This is a genomic window from Burkholderia sp. AU27893, assembly GCF_002223205.1.
Taxonomy (GTDB): domain Bacteria; phylum Pseudomonadota; class Gammaproteobacteria; order Burkholderiales; family Burkholderiaceae; genus Burkholderia.
Genome location: NZ_NKFD01000001.1, coordinates 2290135 through 2307270, shown reverse-complemented (window position 1 = coordinate 2307270; position 17136 = coordinate 2290135). Strand labels below are relative to the sequence as shown.

The following is a 17136-nucleotide window of genomic DNA, read 5'->3' as shown; positions in this document are numbered from 1 at the left end:
ACCGAAAAACGGCCGCCGGGCAGGATGCGCGGGCGGCCGTCTTTTGGGTGCGGGGCGGGGCGATTATCCGCCGCGGCGCATCAGGTCGAAGAACTCGGAGTTGCTCTTCGTCTGGCGGATCTTGTCGAGCAGGAATTCCATCGCTTCGACTTCGTCCATGTCGTGGATGAACTTGCGCAGCACCCAGATCTTCTGAAGGATCTCGGGCTTGATCAGCATTTCTTCGCGACGCGTGCCCGACTTGTTCAGGTTGATCGACGGATACACGCGCTTTTCCGCGAGGCGGCGCTCGAGGTGCACTTCCATGTTGCCGGTGCCCTTGAACTCTTCGTAGATCACGTCGTCCATGCGGCTGCCGGTTTCGATCAGCGCGGTGCCGATGATCGTCAGCGAACCGCCTTCCTCGATGTTGCGCGCCGCGCCGAAGAAGCGCTTCGGACGTTGCAGTGCGTTCGCGTCGACACCACCCGTCAGCACCTTGCCCGATGCCGGGATCACGGTGTTGTACGCGCGTGCGAGACGCGTGATCGAGTCGAGCAGAATCACGACGTCGTGCTTCATTTCGACGAGGCGCTTGGCCTTCTCGATCACCATTTCGGCGACCTGGACGTGGCGCGTGGCCGGTTCGTCGAACGTCGATGCGATCACTTCGCCGGCGACCGAGCGCTGCATTTCGGTCACTTCTTCAGGGCGCTCGTCGATCAGCAGCACGAACAGGATCACGTCCGGGTGGTTCTGCTTGATCGCGTGTGCGATGTGCTGGAGCATCACGGTCTTGCCCGACTTCGGCGACGCGACGAGCAGGCCGCGCTGGCCCTTGCCGATCGGCGCGATCATGTCGATGATGCGGCCCGTGACGTTTTCCTCGCCGCGCATTTCGCGTTCGAGCGACAGCGGCTTGTTCGGGTGCAGCGGCGTGAGGTTCTCGAACATGATCTTGTGTTTCGAGGCCTCGGGCGGCTGCCCGTTGACTTTGTCGACCTTCACCAGCGCGAAGTAGCGCTCGCCGTCCTTCGGCGTGCGGACTTCACCTTCGATGGTGTCGCCGGTGTGCAGGTTGAAGCGGCGGATCTGCGACGGGCTGATGTAGATGTCGTCGGTGCTCGCGAGGTACGACATTTCCGGCGAGCGCAGGAAGCCGAAGCCGTCCGGCAGCACTTCGAGCGTACCGTCGCCGAAGATCGTCTCACCCGTCTTGGCGCGCTTTTTGAGAATGGCGAACATCAACTCCTGCTTGCGCAGGCGGTTCGCGTTTTCGATCTCCAGGCCATTGGCCATTTCGATCAGTTCGGAGACGTGCAGAGACTTGAGCTCGGATAAATGCATACGGAGAACCCGCCAGGGAGGAGACGACGAAAGAAATAAAGGGAGGAGGGCGAGCGGAAGCGCTCAGAGACTTAAATGCGTCTTGTAGACGTTTTTTAATTCTAGCATAGGCCGATTCGCGCTTGAGCGAGCGATCGGCGGCTTGTCGACGGACGTGTTGCCGGCTGACAACACGTCCGCGGAACTGCCTGTATTACAGGTGGCTGTCCAGGAATGCGGTGAGCTGCGACTTCGACAGCGCGCCGACCTTCTGCGCGGCGGCCGCGCCGTTCTTGAACAGGATCAGCGTCGGGATGCCGCGCACGCCGAACTTCGCAGGCGTTGCCTGGTTGTCGTCGACGTTGATCTTCGCGATCTGCAGCTTGTCGCCGTAGTCCTTCGCGACTTCGTCCAGGATCGGGGCGATCATTTTGCACGGGCCGCACCATTCGGCCCAGAAATCGACGAGCACGGGCTTGTCGGATTTGACGACGTCCTGTTCGAACGATGCGTCGCTGATGTGTTTGATCTGTTCGCTCATTGGGTCAATACCTCTTACGGTTCGGGGACTGCCTGCTTGCGCGTTGCGGCGTACCGGCCGCCGTTGGGGGCCGGCCGCTGCGGCAGGTCACTCCACTCTCCGGAAAGGAGGCGTGTAAGCGCTGCATGCCGCGGCTCGCGGGTCGTTCGGGCGTCATATTAGCCTAAATTGCTATCTGCTGCGGGCGGCGATAGTAGCCGCTACGCGAGTAGGGGTACGACGCGGCGTTCGACCGTTGTGTCCAGCAGGTGGAGGCCGGCTTGCAAATTACAAGGGGCGGACGCGCAGGTCATTCGCGTCGGGTGGGCTGCATGGCCCGATGCGCGTCGGTTTGTCGGGTCATATTCGCATTGATGCGAACAAACGGTCGCATTCATCCGGAAGCGGTGATAGAATATGTCGTGACGGGCCTCCTCGCATGGTGGGGCGGTGAACCTGGTCAGGTCGGGAACGAAGCAGCCACAATCGTTTTCCGCCAGTGCCGAGGGTTGGGCTCGTCACCTTCCATCTCGCCCCGTTCGCCGGGCGTTTTTTATTTCTGCACCCCACTCCGTTTTACCTGCGCGTTTGCCTGTCTTCCGCACCGTTTCGCGTGTCGGCGCGACGCAGCGTTACTGATACAATTTCCCGATGACCTATCAAGTTCTCGCACGCAAGTGGCGTCCGAAGGATTTCGCTTCGCTCGTCGGCCAGGAGCACGTCGTCAGGGCGCTTACGCACGCGCTCGACGGCGGGCGTCTCCATCACGCCTATCTGTTTACCGGAACCCGCGGTGTCGGCAAGACGACGCTGTCGCGGATCTTCGCCAAGGCACTCAATTGTGAAACCGGCATCACGTCGCAGCCGTGCGGCGTGTGTCGCGCCTGTCGCGAAATCGACGAAGGGCGTTTCGTCGATTACGTCGAGATGGATGCCGCGAGCAACCGCGGCGTCGACGAAATGGCCGCGCTGCTCGAGCGCGCGGTGTACGCGCCCGTCGATGCGCGCTTCAAGGTCTACATGATCGACGAAGTGCACATGCTGACGAATCACGCGTTCAACGCGATGCTGAAGACGCTCGAGGAGCCGCCGCCGCACGTCAAGTTCATCCTCGCGACCACCGATCCGCAGAAGATCCCCGTCACCGTGCTGTCGCGCTGCCTGCAGTTCAACCTGAAGCAGATGCCGGCCGGGCACATCGTGTCGCATCTCGAACGGATCCTCGGCGAAGAGCAGATCACGTTCGAGCCGCAGGCGCTGCGCCTGCTCGCGCGCGCCGCGCAGGGCAGCATGCGCGATGCGCTGTCGCTCACCGACCAGGCGATCGCCTATTCGGCGAACGAGGTGACCGAGTCGGCCGTGTCGGGCATGCTCGGCGCGCTGGACCAGACTTACATGGTGCGTCTGCTCGACGCGCTCGCCGCAGGCGGCGGCCCGGAAATCCTCGCGATTGCCGATGAGATGTCGCTGCGCAGCCTGTCGTTCTCGACCGCGCTGCAGGATCTCGCGAGCCTGCTGCATCGCATCGCGTGGGCGCAGTTCGCACCGGGCTCGGTGCTCGACGAATGGCCCGAAGCGGGCGACCTGCGCCGCTTCGCCGAGACGCTGAGCCCCGAGCAGGTCCAGTTGTTCTATCAGATCGCGACGGTCGGTCGCGCCGAGCTCGGCCTGGCGCCGGACGAGTACGCCGGTTTCACGATGACGCTGCTGCGGATGCTTGCGTTCGAGCCGGCGGTTGCCGCCGGCAGTGCGCCGGTCGGCCAGCCGTCCGCGCCGCGCGCGGTGCCTGGCCCGCGCATGGCGGCGGCATCGGCCGCTACGGCGAAGCCGGTATCGGCTGCACCTGCCGCAGCAGCGCGGCCGCAGGCTATTGCCCCGGCAGCGCCGGCGGCACCGGTTGTGCGCGCAGCGCCGGTGCAGTCGGGCGACGAAACGGACCGGCCGGCCGTGAAACCGGCTGTCGTCGAAGCAGCCGCGCCGGCCCCGGTTGACGCGCCAGTCATCGAAACGCCGCAGCCGCAGACGGTTGCAGTACCGCAAGCGGAGCCGGCCGGCGATCCCGCGACGCCTGTCCGCAAGGAACCCGAGCCGCCCGCTGCCGTTGCGCAGCGAAGCGACGAGCCGGCTGCGCCGGCCGAACCGATGCCGCGCGCTGCGCCGCCTGAGCCCGCCGCGCGTCCGTCGGCGCGTTCCGGAGGCGCCGCCGCCGCGCTCGACGTGCTGCGCAATGCGGGGATGCGCGTGTCGTCCGATCGCGGGCGCGCAGGCGCCGCCGCCGCGAAACCGGCCGCCCAGCCGGCCGTCGAGAAGCCGGCCGCGCCGCGTCCCGCCGCCGTCCAGGTGCCGACGCCGCGCGCAGCGGCCCGTGCACCGCAGGCAGCCGATTCGCGCCAGGCGTCGCCGCCGTGGGAGGACATCCCGCCCGACGACTACGTGCCGCTCAGTGCCGACGAAATGTTCGGCGGCCCGCCCGACGATGGCTTCGTGCCGGTGTTCGACAGCGGCCCCGACGACGTGCGCGTGACACCGAAGCCGGCGGAAACCCGTCCGTCCGCACCGGTCGACACGCGTCCGTTGCCGCCTGCGATCGCACTCGATCCGCTCGGCTTCGACGGCGAATGGCCGGCGCTGGCCGCGCGGCTGCCGCTCAAGGGCGTCGCGTACCAGCTCGCGTTCAACAGCGAACTGACGGCCGTCGACGCGACGACGTTGAAACTTTCCGTGCCGGTGCCGCAATATGCGGACGCCGCGCAGGTGGCGAAGCTGAAGGCCGCGCTGGCCGATGCGCTCGGCAAGCCGGTCGAGGTGGCCGTCGAAGTCGGGCCCGCACGGCGTACGGCGGCGGCGCTCGATGCGGCCGCGCGCGCGGCTCGCCAGCGCGAGGCCGAGCAGGAGATTCATGGCGATCCGTTCGTCCAGCAGCTCGTGCGCGACTTCGGTGCGCGCATCGTCGAGGGTTCGGTGCGTCCGCTCGCCGATGCGGCGCCGGACGGCCCGCCGCCGACGCTGCATTGAACTGAGCGCCCCGCGACAGGCACAATCACGCCCATACATTGGCCGGCACGCGTCGCGTGCCGGTTTTCACACGATCAAGAAGGAGTATTCCCATGTTGAAAGGCAACCTCGCCGGACTGATGAAGCAAGCGCAGCAAATGCAGGAAAACATGAAGAAGATGCAGGAGCAGCTTGCGCTGATCGAAGTCGAAGGGCAGTCGGGCGCCGGCCTCGTCAAGGTGACGATGACGTGCCGCAACGAAGTGCGTCGCGTGTCGATCGACCCGAGCCTGCTCGCGGACGACAAGGACATGCTCGAGGATCTCGTCGCGGCTGCGTTCAACGACGCCGTGCGCAAGGCCGAAGCGACGTCGCAGGAAAAGATGAGCGGCATGACGTCGGGCCTGCCGTTGCCCCCGGGCTTCAAGCTGCCGTTCTGAGCGTAGCGTCCGTGTCACTTTTTGCTGCCGTATGAAACAGCCGTCCGCCCTGTCCGCGCTCGTCGAAGCGTTGCGCGTGCTGCCCGGCGTCGGGCCGAAATCCGCCCAGCGCATGGCGGTCCACCTGATGCAGCACGATCGGGAGGGCGCGGAGCGGCTCGGCCGGTCGCTGCTGTTCGCGACCGAGCACCTGCAGCACTGCGAGAAGTGCAACACGTTCACCGAAGCGCAGATCTGCGAGGTCTGCAGCGACGAAGAGCGTGATCCGACGCTGCTGTGCGTCGTCGAGACGCCTGCCGACCAGATCATGCTCGAGCAGACGATGACTTACCGCGGGCTGTATTTCGTGCTGATGGGCCGGCTGAGCCCGCTCGACGGGATCGGCCCGAAGGAAATCCATTTCGACCGCCTCGTGCGGCGCGCGTCCGACGGTGTCGTCAAGGAAGTCGTGCTCGCGACCAATTTCACGAACGAAGGCGAAGCCACCGCGCACTACCTCGGCCAGACGCTGAAGGCGCGCGGGCTCGCGGTCACGCGCCTCGCGCGCGGCGTGCCGGTGGGCGGCGAGCTCGAATACGTCGACGCGGGCACCATCGCCCGCGCGATGCTCGACCGCCGCACGATGTAAGCCGGGCGCCGCCGGCCGGCGGCGTCGCGCGCCTCGCGAGCGGCCGTTCTCGTGGCAACGCATGCACGTTCCATATGTAAACAGACCCTAGGAGACACATGAGCACCAGCCAGGGCCCGCTCGCGGGCGTCAAAGTGCTCGAATTCGGAACGCTGATCGCGGGGCCGTTCGCGTCGCGGCTGTTCGCCGAATTCGGCGCGGAAGTGATCAAGATCGAGGATCCGAACGGTGGCGACCCGCTGCGCAAGTGGCGTAAGCTCCATCCGGAGCAGGGCGGCACGTCGCTGTGGTGGTCCGTCCAGGCGCGTAACAAGAAATCGGTCACGCTCAACCTGAAGGCCGACGCCGGCAAGGCGATCGCGCGGCAACTCGCGCGCGAGGCCGACATCGTGATCGAGAATTTCCGCCCGGGCCTGCTCGAAAAGCTCGGCCTCGGCTACGACGTGCTGTCGGCCGAGAACCCGGGCCTCGTGATGGTGCGCCTGTCCGGTTACGGGCAGACCGGCCCGTACCGCGACCGGCCCGGCTTCGGCGCGATCGCCGAATCGATGGGCGGGCTGCGTCACATCACCGGCTATCCCGAACTGCCGCCGCCGCGCATCGGCATCTCGATCGGCGATTCGATCGCCGCGCTGCACGGCGTGATCGGCGCGCTGATGGCGCTGCATCACCGCAAGGTCAACGGCGGTGCGGGGCAGGTGGTCGACGTTGCACTGTATGAAGCCGTCTTCAACATGATGGAAAGCGTGGTGCCCGAATACGGTGTGTACGGGATGGTGCGCGAGCGCACCGGCGCCTCGCTGCCGGGCATCGTGCCGTCGAATACGTATGCGTGCCGCGACGGCAGCATCGTGATCGGCGGCAACAGCGATCCGATCTTCAAGCGGCTGATGAAGGCGATCGAGCGCGATGACCTCGCGGACGATCCCGCGCTCGCGCAAAACGACGGGCGCGTGCCGCGCACGCAGGAGATCGACGACGCGATTGCCGCGTGGCTCGCGCCGCGCACGATCGAAGAAGCACTCGTCGTGCTCAACGCGGCCGACGTGCCGGCCGGGCGCATCTACAGCGCCGCCGACATGTTCACCGATCCGCAGTTCGTCGCGCGGCAGATGATCCAGCGCTTCAAGCTGGCCGACGGCACCGACATTCCGCTGCCGAACATCACGCCGAAGCTGTCCGACACGCCGGGCGAAACGCGCTGGCTCGGGCCCGAGCTCGGCGAGCATACGGACGAGGTGCTGCGCGGCCTCGGCTACGACGCGCCGGCGATTGCCGCACTGCGCGAAGCGGGCGCGATTTGAGCACCCTCGGGCCTGTCGCTTCGCGCCGGGCTCCCGGAACTGGGCATTCCCCAACGGCGCGCCGTTGGCGGGAGAAAACCCGGGGTGGCGCAGCGTTTTCCTGAGCACGCGGAACGCCGCGCCGCAACGCGGCGGCGCAGCGTGTCCGGGTGCCCGCAGCGGTCCATCCGCAGTCGCCGGACTGTCGCTCTCGCGCCATCTTTCCTCGGTTACAATCGCCGGATGCGAATCCTACTCAGCAACGACGACGGCTATCTCGCCCCCGGTCTCGCCGCGCTCAGCGACGCGCTGCAGCCGCTGGCCGAGCTCACGGTGATCGCGCCCGAGCAGAACTGCAGCGGCGCGTCGAATTCCCTCACGCTGTCGCGGCCGCTGTCGGTGCAGCGCGCGGCGAGTACGGGTTTCTTCTACGTGAACGGCACGCCGACCGATTCGGTCCACGTCGCGTTGACGGGGATGGCCGACGCCAGGCCGGACCTCGTCGTTTCCGGGATCAACAACGGCCAGAACATGGGCGAAGACACGCTCTATTCGGGGACAGTTGCGGCCGCCACCGAAGGCATCATGTTCGGCGTGCCGGCCATCGCATTCTCGCTGGTCGACAAGGGCTGGGCCCATCTGGCGGACGCCGCGCGCGTCGCCGCGGAAATCGTCGAGCACTATCTCGCGCATCCGCTGCCGGGCCAGCCGCTGCTCAACGTCAATATTCCGAACCTGCCGTACAACGAACTGAAAGGCTGGAAGGTCACGCGCCTCGGCAAGCGTCATCCGTCGCAGCCGGTGATTCGCCAGACCGACCCGCGCGGCGAACCGATCTACTGGATCGGCGCGGCGGGCGAAGCGCTGGACGCCAGCGACGGCACCGATTTTCATGCAGTGGCAAACGGTTTCGTGTCGATCACGCCGCTGCAGCTTGACCTCACGCACACGCAGATGCTGCCTGCGACGCGCGAATGGGCGCGCGCCGGAGGGCGGGCTTCATGAGCGGCGAGCGCGCGAAGCGGTTCCCGCTCGCGCTCGAAGATCTCAAGCGAGCGCCACGCAAGTCGGAAGGTCGAGCCGGCGAACGCCATGCGGCGGTCTCGGCATCGAAGGCCGCCGACAAGCCTGCGGCCGTGCTGAAACCGGTTGCGGTGAAGCCCGCTGCGACGCGATCGGCCTTGCCCGGCTCCGCCGCCGCGAAGCCGGCGACCGCACCGAAGCCGACCGCACTGAAGCCCGCGATGCCGAAGCCGGCCGCGCCGAGCGTCGCGCCGGCCGGCACGTTCGCGCTGACGTCGGAACGTGTGCGCGAACGGATGGTCGAACGGCTGCGCGCGAACGGTGTGACCGACGCGCGTGTGCTGGAAGCGATGGCCGCGGTGCCGCGACACATGTTCGTGGATCCGGGGCTCGCAACGCAGGCCTACGAGGATTCGGCGTTGCCGATCGGCCACCAGCAGACCATTTCAAAGCCGTCGGTCGTCGCGCGCATGATCGAGCTCGCGATGGCCGGCCGCACGCTCGAGCGCGTCCTCGAGATCGGCACGGGCTGCGGCTATCAGGCCGCCGTGCTGAGCCACGTGGCACGCGACGTGTATTCGATTGAACGCATCAAGCCGCTCTACGAGCGCGCGAAGCTGAACCTGCGGCCGCTGCGCGTGCCGAATATCCGTCTGCACTACGGCGACGGGCGTGTCGGCCTGCCGTCCGCAGCCCCGTTCGACGCGATCGTGATCGCGGCGGCAGGGCTCGACGTGCCGCAGGCGCTGCTCGAGCAGCTTGCAATCGGCGGGCGGCTCGTCGCGCCGGTCGGCGCGCAGAGCGGGCAGCACCAGGTGCTCACGCTCGTCGAGCGCGTCGCGCACGCGCAATGGCGAGAGTCACGGCTTGATCGCGTTTTCTTTGTCCCTTTAAAATCCGGAGTAATTTGAAACCGATGAGTATGTTGCGCGCGATGCAAAACAACCGTTCCAGGGAACCGCTCACGCTCGCCCAGCGGGCGATCTGCGTAGCTGCGTTCTCCACGCTTCTGGCCGCCTGTGCGACGCGGCTCGACAACGCGCCCGTCGTCGATCGCTCCGGTTCGCTCGGCACGACCGGCACCGCGCAGCCCGCGGCGCCGCTTCCGCCGGCGCCACCGGGTTACTACCGGGTGAAGCCGGGCGACACGCTGTACCGGATCGCACTCGAAAACGGGCAGAACTATCGCGACATCGCCGCGTGGAACAACCTGGCGAATCCGAATCAGATTGAAGTCGACCAGTTGCTGCGCGTTTCGCCGCAGGCCGGTGCCGCCGTGGCGGGCACGCAGGTCGCCGCGCCGATCGCGGGCGCCGCCGTTGCGACCGCGCCGCTCAGCAGCGGCCCGGCAGCGCCGGCCGCCGGCACGTCGTCGTCGGTCGCGACGCCGCCTGCCGCAGCCGCCGCATCGAGCGATACGGCAGCCGCGCCGAGCGGCCCCGTGACGTTCGCATGGCCCGCGCGCGGCCCCGTGCTGAACGGTTTCGACGACGCGAAGAACAAGGGCGTCAATATCGGCGGGTCGGCCGGCGAGACCGTGAAGGCGGCGGCCGACGGTCGCGTCGTCTACTCCGGCAATGGCCTGCGCGGCTACGGCAACCTCATTATCATCAAGCACGATGCAACTTACCTCACGGCGTATGCACATAATCGCGCTTTGATGGTAAAAGAGGGGGACGCGGTAACGAAGGGGCAGAAGATCGCCGAGATGGGGAACAGCGATTCCGACCGCGTGATGCTGCATTTCGAGGTTCGCCGGCAGGGTAAACCTGTCGATCCGCTGAAGTATTTGCCGCCTCAATAACCGAGACGACCATGCCGAAATCGAAGCGCCACGAGCCGCAAGCCGAATCTGAGAAAATCAGTCGAGCCACGCAAGCATCGGTGGGGCGAGCTGGTGCTTCGACGGACGACGAAGACGACGTCGCGGACAACGAGCGTGACCTCGAGGCACGCGACGCCGACGCGGACGGTGGCGACGACGAGCGCGAAGGCCGTGTCGAGGCGGCGCCCGATGTCGACGATTTCCGCACGATACTGCAGGCCGAGCTCACGGCCGACACGATCCAGCATTACCTGAACCGCATCAGCGTGAAGCCGCTGCTCACCGTCGAGGAGGAGCAGCGCTATTCGCGTCTGGCCAAGGCCGGCGAATTCGAGGCGCGGCAGGTGATGATCGAGCGCAACCTGCGTCTCGTCGTCAGCATCGCGAAGGGGTATCTGAACCGTGGCGTGCCGCTGCTCGACCTGATCGAGGAAGGCAACCTCGGCCTGATGCATGCCATCGAGAAATTCGACCCGACGCGCGGCTTCCGTTTCTCGACCTACGCGACGTGGTGGATTCGGCAGAGCATCGAGCGCGCGATCATGAACCAGGCCCGCACGGTGCGCCTGCCGGTGCACGTGATCCGCGAACTGAACCAGGTGCTGCGCGCGAAGCGCCACCTTGAAAAGAACTCGATGTCGACGGGTGAAGCGGCCGAGCGCCGCGAAGCCAGCATCGACGACATCGCCTATCTCACCGGCAAGACCGCCGAGGAAGTCACCGACATCCTTGCGCTCAACGAGCACACGGCGTCGCTCGACGCGCCGCTCGACCTCGATCCCGCGAGCAGCCTGCTCGACCTGCTGCCCGACGACCAGAGCCAGTCGCCCGACGCCGAGGTGCAGCACCGCGAGCTCGAGACGCTGACGCGCGCGTGGCTGTCGCGGCTGTCCGACAAGCATCGGCACGTGATCGAGCGCCGCTTCGGCCTGAACCACATCGAACCGGCAACGCTCGAGGAGCTGGCCGACGAGATGGGACTCACGCGCGAGCGTGTGCGCCAGATCCAGCAGGAAGCGCTGGTGCGCCTCAAGCGGTTTTTCGCCTCCAACGGTGTGCGCAAGGACGCCGTTCTGTAACTGATGACTCCGATTCTTGTTTTTGACATCGAGACGATTCCCGATGTCGACGGCATTCGCCGTCTGGAAGACCTGCCCGCGACGCTCGACGATGCCGCGGTGGCCGAACATGCATTCGCCGCCCGTCGCGAGAAGACCGGCGGCGATTTCCTGCCGCACCACCTGCAGCGCATCGCGGCGATTTCCTGCGTGTTCCGCGACAACAACGGGTTTCGTGTGCGCTCGCTCGGCACGCCGCAGGACAACGAAGCGACGCTGATCCAGTCGTTCTACCGCGTGATCGAGAAATACACGCCGCAACTCGTGTCGTGGAACGGCGGTGGCTTCGATCTGCCGGTGCTCCATTACCGCGCACTCGTGCACGGTATCCCTGCGAGCCGCTACTGGGATCTCGGCGAGGACGACCGCGATTTCAAGTGGAACAACTACATCTCGCGCTACCACTCGCGGCATACCGACCTGATGGATGTGCTCGCGATGTATCAGGCGCGCGCGAATGCGCCGCTCGACGCGCTCGCGAAGATGTGCGGTTTTCCGGGCAAGCTCGGGATGGACGGCAGCCAGGTGTGGCCGGCGTTCCAGGCCGGGCGGATCGAGGAAATCCGCAACTATTGCGAAACCGACGTCGTCAATACTTACCTGTTGTACTGCCGGTTCCAGTTGATGCGCGGCGGCCTGACGCCGAGCGAGTATGCGGACGAGATCCTGCTCGTGAAGAACTCGCTTGCACAGGAGCCTGCGTCGCACTGGGCCGAATACCTGGCCGGATTCGACGCCTAGCGCGGGCGAGGTGCGCTGCGGCCGGCGGCGCGATCATGCCAGTTCGAGCAGCACCGGCTGGTGATCGGACGCGCGCACGTCGCCGTCGATCTCGCAGCGCGTGACGCGCGGCATCAGCGTATCGGTCACGAACACGAAGTCGCACGCGAGCGGCCCCTCCGACCATTGCACCGTATCGTAAACACCCGCCGTCGGCGGTGGCATGCGGCCCGGGTGTCGAGCGACCCATGCGTCGATGAAGCGCGGCGCGTCCGGGATCGGCTCCAGGAGTCGGCAATAGGCGTCGCTGCCGAACGCGCTGTTGAAGTCGCCACAGACGATTGCATCGCATGGCTGGCCGGTTGCGCTGAATGGCCCCTCGGCGGTTTCGGCGGGCGCCGGTCGTGCCGCGTGCGCGCAGGCCTCGCGGTGCCGGTCGCGCAATGCGTCGACCTGGGCGAGCCGCTGGCGCGCCGAATAATATTCCAGATGCGTGGTGACCACCCGCAGTGGCCCAAAGGACGTCTGCAACTCGACGTCGAGCGCGACGCGCGGCATCGACGGCGCGCCGGCGTCGGCCGGCCACGGCAGCAAGTGGCGGAGCACGCGCCCGACCGGCAGCCGGGTCGCGATTGCGTTGCCGAACTGGCGGCGCGGTGCGCCGGTTTCAATGGGCGGCAAGTCGGCACCGATCGCGTCGACGATCGTATATCCGGGCAGCAGCGCCGCGAGTTCGGCGAACTGGTCTGCCCCGGGCCGGCCGGGCAGTGCGCCAAAGCCGCGCGTGACTTCCTGCAGGCACAGCACGTCGAAGTCGCCGAGCGCGCGGATCGTGGCGACGGTGCGTGACAGATCGACGCTGCCGTCCGCGTCCCGACCCCATTGGATGTTCCAGTCGATCAGTTGCATGGTCGAATCTCCTGTCGGGCGGATCTCGGCCCAGGGCGGTTCCTGAGTCGGCGCCACGGGGCACGTGGCCGCTGGCGCTCTCGGCCCCGCCTGTCTGGCCGTTCCGGCGCAATGCCGGGCCGTCTATGCTTAAGTATCGACGCTTGGCGCATGCAAAGCGGGCGATGCGGGCCCGCGTCGTCTACAATCTCGCCTTCTTCAACGTTTGTCAGGAAAAGCTGGTGTCCGAAGCCGTCCCCACTTCTGCGCGCAAATCAAGAAATGCGCCCGTCGCGCCCGGAATCGCCCCGGTTCTCGAGATCGAATCGCTCGACATGGAAGCGCGCGGTGTCGGCCGCACGATCACCGAGGACGGCGAGCCGGGCAAGGTCATCTTCGTCGAGGGCGCGTTGCCGGGCGAGCGCGTGACCTATTCGAGCTTCCGCCGCAAGCCGAGCTACGAGCAGGCGACGGTCGTCGACATTCTGCGCCCGAGCGTGATGCGCACGAAGCCGAAATGCGCGTTCTTCGGCACCTGCGGCGGCTGCTCGATGCAGCATCTCGACATGCGGGCGCAAGTGGCGGTCAAGCAGCGTGTGCTTGAAGACAACCTGTGGCACCTGGCGAAGCTGCGCGCGGAAACGATGTTCGCGCCGATCCACGGCCCGTCGTGGGGCTATCGCTACCGCGCGCGCCTGACCGTGCGCAACGTCGCGAAGAAGGGCGGCGTGCTGGTCGGGTTCCACGAGAAGAAGAGCAGCTACGTCGCCGACATGACGAGCTGCGAAGTGCTGCCGCCGCACGTGTCGGCGATGCTCGTGCCGCTGCGCCGCCTCGTCGAGGGGCTGTCGATCCGTGATCGGATGCCGCAGATCGAGCTCGCGGTCGGTTCGGAAGTCACGGCGCTCGTGCTGCGCGTGCTTGAGCCGATCAACGCGGACGACGAAGCATTGCTGCGCGCGTTCGCGGACGAGCACAAGGTGCAGTTCTGGCTGCAGCCGAAAGGGCCGGACACGGTGACGCCGTTCTATCCGCTCGACGTGTCGCTCGACTACACGCTGCCGGAATTCGGCATCCGCATGCCGTTCAAGCCGACCGATTTCACGCAGGTCAACCATCAGATCAACCGAGTGCTGGTGGGTCGCGCGCTGCGTCTGCTCGCGCCGTCGCGCGACGACCGCGTGCTCGACCTGTTCTGCGGGATCGGCAACTTCACGCTGCCGCTCGCGCGCCTGTCGCGCGAGGTGATGGGCATCGAAGGCAGCGATACGCTGACGACGCGCGCGCTGGCGAATGCGCGCGAGAACGGTGTCGACGGCCACACGACGTTCGCATGCCGCAACCTGTTCGAAGTGACGGGCGACGACATGCGTGCGCTCGGCGCATTCGACAAGTTCCTGATCGACCCGCCGCGCGAAGGCGCGCTCGCGGTGTCGAAGGCGCTGGCCGAGATCGCGCAGAGCGGCGAAGGTCCGCTGCCGAAGCGCATCGTCTACGTGTCGTGCAACCCGTCGACGCTGGCGCGCGACGCGGGCCTGCTCGTGCACGAGGCCGGCTACCGCCTGAAGGGCGCCGGTGTCGTGAACATGTTCCCGAATACGTCGCACGTCGAATCGATCGCGCTGTTCGAGCGCGACTGAGTCGGGCGACGGACGTAAAAAAACCGGCCCGCGGGCCGGTTTTTTCATGGGGGGTAGCGAACGTCAGTTGCGGTTGCCGCCAAAGATGCCGAGCAGCGCGAGCAGGTTCGTGAACACGTTGTACAGGTCGAGGTAGATCGCGAGCGTTGCCGAGATGTAGTTCGTCTCGCCGCCGTTCACGACGCGCTGGACGTCGAACAGCATGTACGCGGAGAAGATCGCGATCGCGAGTACCGACACGGTGAGCATCAGCGCCGGGAGTTGCAGGAAGATGTTCGCGACCGATGCGAGCAGGATCACGATCACGCCCATGAACAGCCACTTGCCGAGCCCCGAGAAGTCGCGCTTGCTGACGGTGGCGATCGTCGCCATCGCGGCGAAGATGATGCCGGTGCCGCCGAACGCGAGCATGATCAACGACGGGCCGTTCGAGAAGCCGAGGATGAAGCTCAGCAGCCGCGACAGCATCAGGCCCATGAAGAACGTGAAGCCGAGCAGCACGAACACGCCGGCCGCGCTGTTTTTGGTCCGCTCGATCGCGAACATGAAGCCGAACGCGATCGCGAAGAACGCGAGCAGGCTCATCATCGGGCTCGTGGCCGCGAACAGCGAGAAGCCTGTCGCGACGCCGACCCAGGCGCCCAGCACGGTCGGCACCATCGACAGCGCGAGCAGCCAGTACGTGTTCCGCAGCACGCGGTTGCGAACCTCGGCGGTGCTGACGGAACCGCCGCGGCCGAAATTGTACGGATAGTCGTTCATGGTTTCTCCTAACATTGAACGCGTGGGCGTCCGGGGCCGGTTCGGCACACGCGGTGTGCGGCGCAGCAAACCGGAGCAGCTATGGCTAAGATACGTTCCGTGCCCGGAGGTTTCAATGGCCAGGCGGCACAAAACACATGGATTCGGAACCTTTCACGTGTGTAAGGGTTCAATCGCAATGATACACGGGATCGTGCTACAATAGCGGATTCATTTGAACCTGTAACTTCTTAATTTTTTGGAGTTTTTATGGCAATCGAGCGCACCTTGTCGATCATCAAGCCGGATGCGGTGGCAAAGAACGTGATCGGCCAGATCTACAGCCGTTTCGAAGGCGCCGGCCTGAAGATCGTCGCATCGCGCATGGCACACCTGTCGCGTGCTGACGCAGAGAAGTTCTACGCGGTTCACGCAGCGCGTCCGTTCTTCAAGGACCTCGTCGATTTCATGATCTCGGGCCCGGTGATGATCCAGGTTCTGGAAGGTGAAGGCGCGATCCTGAAGAACCGCGACCTGATGGGCGCAACGGATCCGAAGAAGGCAGAAAAGGGCACGATCCGCGCCGACTTCGCCGACAGCATCGACGCGAACGCCGTGCACGGCTCGGACGCTGCTGAAACGGCAGCGGTCGAAATCGCGTTCTTCTTCCCGGAAATGAACGTTTACTCGCGCTAAGCCCTGGCTGGCAGCAAGTAGGCAGGATTCAGCGCACGCGGCAAGGCAGCACATCATGACGAGCGAAACTTCCGTCAATCTTCTCGACTTCGATGCCGAGGGTCTTGTCGCGTACTGCGGCAGCCTCGGCGAGAAGCCGTTCCGCGCCAAGCAGTTGCAGCGCTGGATCCACCAGTACAACGCTGGCGACTTCGACGGCATGACCGATCTCGCGAAGTCCTTGAGAGAAAAACTCAAGGGCCGCGCGTCGATCGGCATGCCCGAGATCGCCAGCGATCACGTTTCCGCCGACGGCACGCGCAAGTGGCTGATCGATGTCGGAAACGGCAATGCGGTCGAAACCGTGTTCATCCCGGAAGAGACGCGCGGCACGCTGTGCGTGTCGTCGCAGGCCGGGTGTGCGGTCAACTGCCGCTTCTGTTCGACGGGCAAGCAGGGCTTTTCCCGCAACCTGTCGACAGCCGAAATCATCGGTCAGCTCCGGATGGCCGAATTTGCATTGCGAGCGTCCCTGGGCCGCGCGCCCGGTCCGAACGGCAAGGCCGAACGGGTCGTCACCAACGTGGTGATGATGGGTATGGGCGAGCCGCTGCTGAATTACAGCGCGGTCGTGCCGGCGATGCGGCTGATGCTCGACGACAACGCGTACGGCCTGTCGCGCCGCCGCGTCACGCTGTCGACGTCCGGCGTGGTGCCGATGATGGACCGCCTCGGCGCCGAACTGCCGGTCGCGCTGGCCGTGTCGCTGCACGCGCCGAACGATCCGTTGCGCGACGAGCTGGTGCCGCTCAACAAGAAGTATCCGCTGCGCGAGCTGATGGCGGCTTGCCAGCGTTATCTGAAAGTCGCGCCGCGCGACTTCATCACTTTCGAATACTGCATGCTGGACGGCGTCAACGACACCGAAGCGCACGCACGCGAACTGCTGGCCGTCACACGCGATGTGCCGTGCAAGTTCAATCTGATCCCGTTCAATCCGTTTCCGGAATCGGGCCTCATCCGCTCGAAGCCGGAGCAGATCAAGCGCTTTGCACAGGTCCTCATCGACGCGGGTGTCGTCACGACCGTGCGCAAGACGCGCGGCGACGACATCGATGCCGCGTGCGGCCAGTTGGCCGGTGCAGTGAAGGACCGCACGCGCCTCGCGGAACGGACGGGCGCAGCAGGAAAAATCATCGAAGTTCGGGCGATTTGACAGGGATGCCTGGCCGGGGATGCCAGGGCCTTTAAGCGGTACAACACGCGAATAGCGATCGGTCGCGGCGCCTCGGCGTCGCGCATGGTATGGACAGTTGCGGGTGCCGGCCGGCGGGAA

General features: G+C 66.0%; 16 protein-coding genes and 1 other RNA gene. 13 read left to right on the top strand and 4 right to left on the bottom strand.

The window, feature by feature from the left end:
* Nucleotides 1–63: 63 nt before the first annotated feature.
* Both rho and trxA read right to left on the bottom strand, forming a co-directional pair.
* Complete coding sequence (gene rho / locus CFB47_RS10885; RefSeq protein ID WP_006478662.1) at nucleotides 64–1326, bottom strand: transcription termination factor Rho; 1263 nt, start codon at nucleotides 1324–1326, stop codon at nucleotides 64–66.
* A gap of 193 nt (nucleotides 1327–1519) precedes the next feature.
* A complete protein-coding gene (gene trxA / locus CFB47_RS10880; protein ID WP_006402348.1) occupies nucleotides 1520–1846 on the bottom strand; it encodes a thioredoxin TrxA in 327 nt (108 codons plus the stop codon).
* Nucleotides 1847–2249: 403 nt separating this feature from the next.
* Here trxA and ffs point away from each other — a divergent pair.
* From ffs to CFB47_RS10830, 10 genes are all read left to right on the top strand, one after another.
* Nucleotides 2250–2348: signal recognition particle sRNA small type (gene ffs / locus CFB47_RS10875), an RNA gene on the top strand.
* 128 nt (nucleotides 2349–2476) lie between these two features.
* Entirely contained in the window at nucleotides 2477–4840 is a 2364-nt protein-coding gene (locus CFB47_RS10870; RefSeq protein ID WP_089461157.1) for a DNA polymerase III subunit gamma/tau, read from the top strand.
* A gap of 92 nt (nucleotides 4841–4932) precedes the next feature.
* Entirely contained in the window at nucleotides 4933–5259 is a 327-nt protein-coding gene (locus tag CFB47_RS10865; RefSeq protein WP_006482124.1) for a YbaB/EbfC family nucleoid-associated protein, read from the top strand.
* 31 nt (nucleotides 5260–5290) lie between these two features.
* Nucleotides 5291–5887 (top strand): recombination mediator RecR, encoded by a 597-nt coding sequence (gene recR, locus CFB47_RS10860; RefSeq protein ID WP_006478665.1) that lies wholly within the window; start codon nucleotides 5291–5293, stop codon nucleotides 5885–5887.
* A gap of 98 nt (nucleotides 5888–5985) precedes the next feature.
* Nucleotides 5986–7191, top strand: a complete 1206-nt coding sequence (locus CFB47_RS10855; protein ID WP_089425563.1) for a CaiB/BaiF CoA-transferase family protein — start codon at nucleotides 5986–5988, stop codon at nucleotides 7189–7191.
* 222 nt (nucleotides 7192–7413) lie between these two features.
* A complete protein-coding gene (gene surE / locus CFB47_RS10850) occupies nucleotides 7414–8175 on the top strand; it encodes a 5'/3'-nucleotidase SurE (protein ID WP_089440235.1) in 762 nt (253 codons plus the stop codon).
* Nucleotides 8172–9104: a protein-L-isoaspartate(D-aspartate) O-methyltransferase gene (locus tag CFB47_RS10845; protein WP_089440234.1), complete on the top strand. Its 933-nt coding sequence runs from the start codon at nucleotides 8172–8174 to the stop codon at nucleotides 9102–9104. The genes surE and CFB47_RS10845 overlap by 4 nt, the downstream gene beginning before the upstream one ends.
* Before the next feature lie 5 nt (nucleotides 9105–9109).
* Complete coding sequence (locus CFB47_RS10840; RefSeq protein WP_089440233.1) at nucleotides 9110–9997, top strand: peptidoglycan DD-metalloendopeptidase family protein; 888 nt, start codon at nucleotides 9110–9112, stop codon at nucleotides 9995–9997.
* An 11-nt stretch (nucleotides 9998–10008) separates the two neighbouring features.
* Nucleotides 10009–11097: an RNA polymerase sigma factor RpoS gene (gene rpoS / locus CFB47_RS10835; RefSeq protein WP_089440232.1), complete on the top strand. Its 1089-nt coding sequence runs from the start codon at nucleotides 10009–10011 to the stop codon at nucleotides 11095–11097.
* Nucleotides 11098–11100: 3 nt separating this feature from the next.
* Nucleotides 11101–11877 (top strand): 3'-5' exonuclease, encoded by a 777-nt coding sequence (locus tag CFB47_RS10830; RefSeq protein WP_039360281.1) that lies wholly within the window; start codon nucleotides 11101–11103, stop codon nucleotides 11875–11877.
* A gap of 33 nt (nucleotides 11878–11910) precedes the next feature.
* On the opposite strand, the gene CFB47_RS10825 is transcribed toward CFB47_RS10830, so the two are convergent.
* The gene (locus CFB47_RS10825) at nucleotides 11911–12765 is read right to left on the bottom strand and encodes an endonuclease/exonuclease/phosphatase family protein (RefSeq protein WP_089456325.1); all 855 of its coding nucleotides are present in this window, start codon (nucleotides 12763–12765) and stop codon (nucleotides 11911–11913) included.
* Nucleotides 12766–12929: 164 nt separating this feature from the next.
* Here CFB47_RS10825 and rlmD point away from each other — a divergent pair, with 164 nt between their 5' ends.
* Entirely contained in the window at nucleotides 12930–14384 is a 1455-nt protein-coding gene (rlmD, locus tag CFB47_RS10820) for a 23S rRNA (uracil(1939)-C(5))-methyltransferase RlmD (RefSeq protein ID WP_069248106.1), read from the top strand.
* A gap of 63 nt (nucleotides 14385–14447) precedes the next feature.
* Here the strand turns inward: rlmD and CFB47_RS10815 are convergent, their stop codons facing one another.
* The gene (locus CFB47_RS10815; protein WP_006761414.1) at nucleotides 14448–15146 is read right to left on the bottom strand and encodes a Bax inhibitor-1/YccA family protein; all 699 of its coding nucleotides are present in this window, start codon (nucleotides 15144–15146) and stop codon (nucleotides 14448–14450) included.
* A 249-nt stretch (nucleotides 15147–15395) separates the two neighbouring features.
* Here CFB47_RS10815 and ndk point away from each other — a divergent pair, with 249 nt between their 5' ends.
* The gene (gene ndk, locus CFB47_RS10810) at nucleotides 15396–15821 is read left to right on the top strand and encodes a nucleoside-diphosphate kinase (RefSeq protein WP_006478674.1); all 426 of its coding nucleotides are present in this window, start codon (nucleotides 15396–15398) and stop codon (nucleotides 15819–15821) included.
* Between the two features lie 55 nt (nucleotides 15822–15876).
* A complete protein-coding gene (gene rlmN / locus CFB47_RS10805; RefSeq protein ID WP_046545853.1) occupies nucleotides 15877–17016 on the top strand; it encodes a 23S rRNA (adenine(2503)-C(2))-methyltransferase RlmN in 1140 nt (379 codons plus the stop codon).
* The last annotated feature ends 120 nt before the right edge of the window (nucleotides 17017–17136 follow it).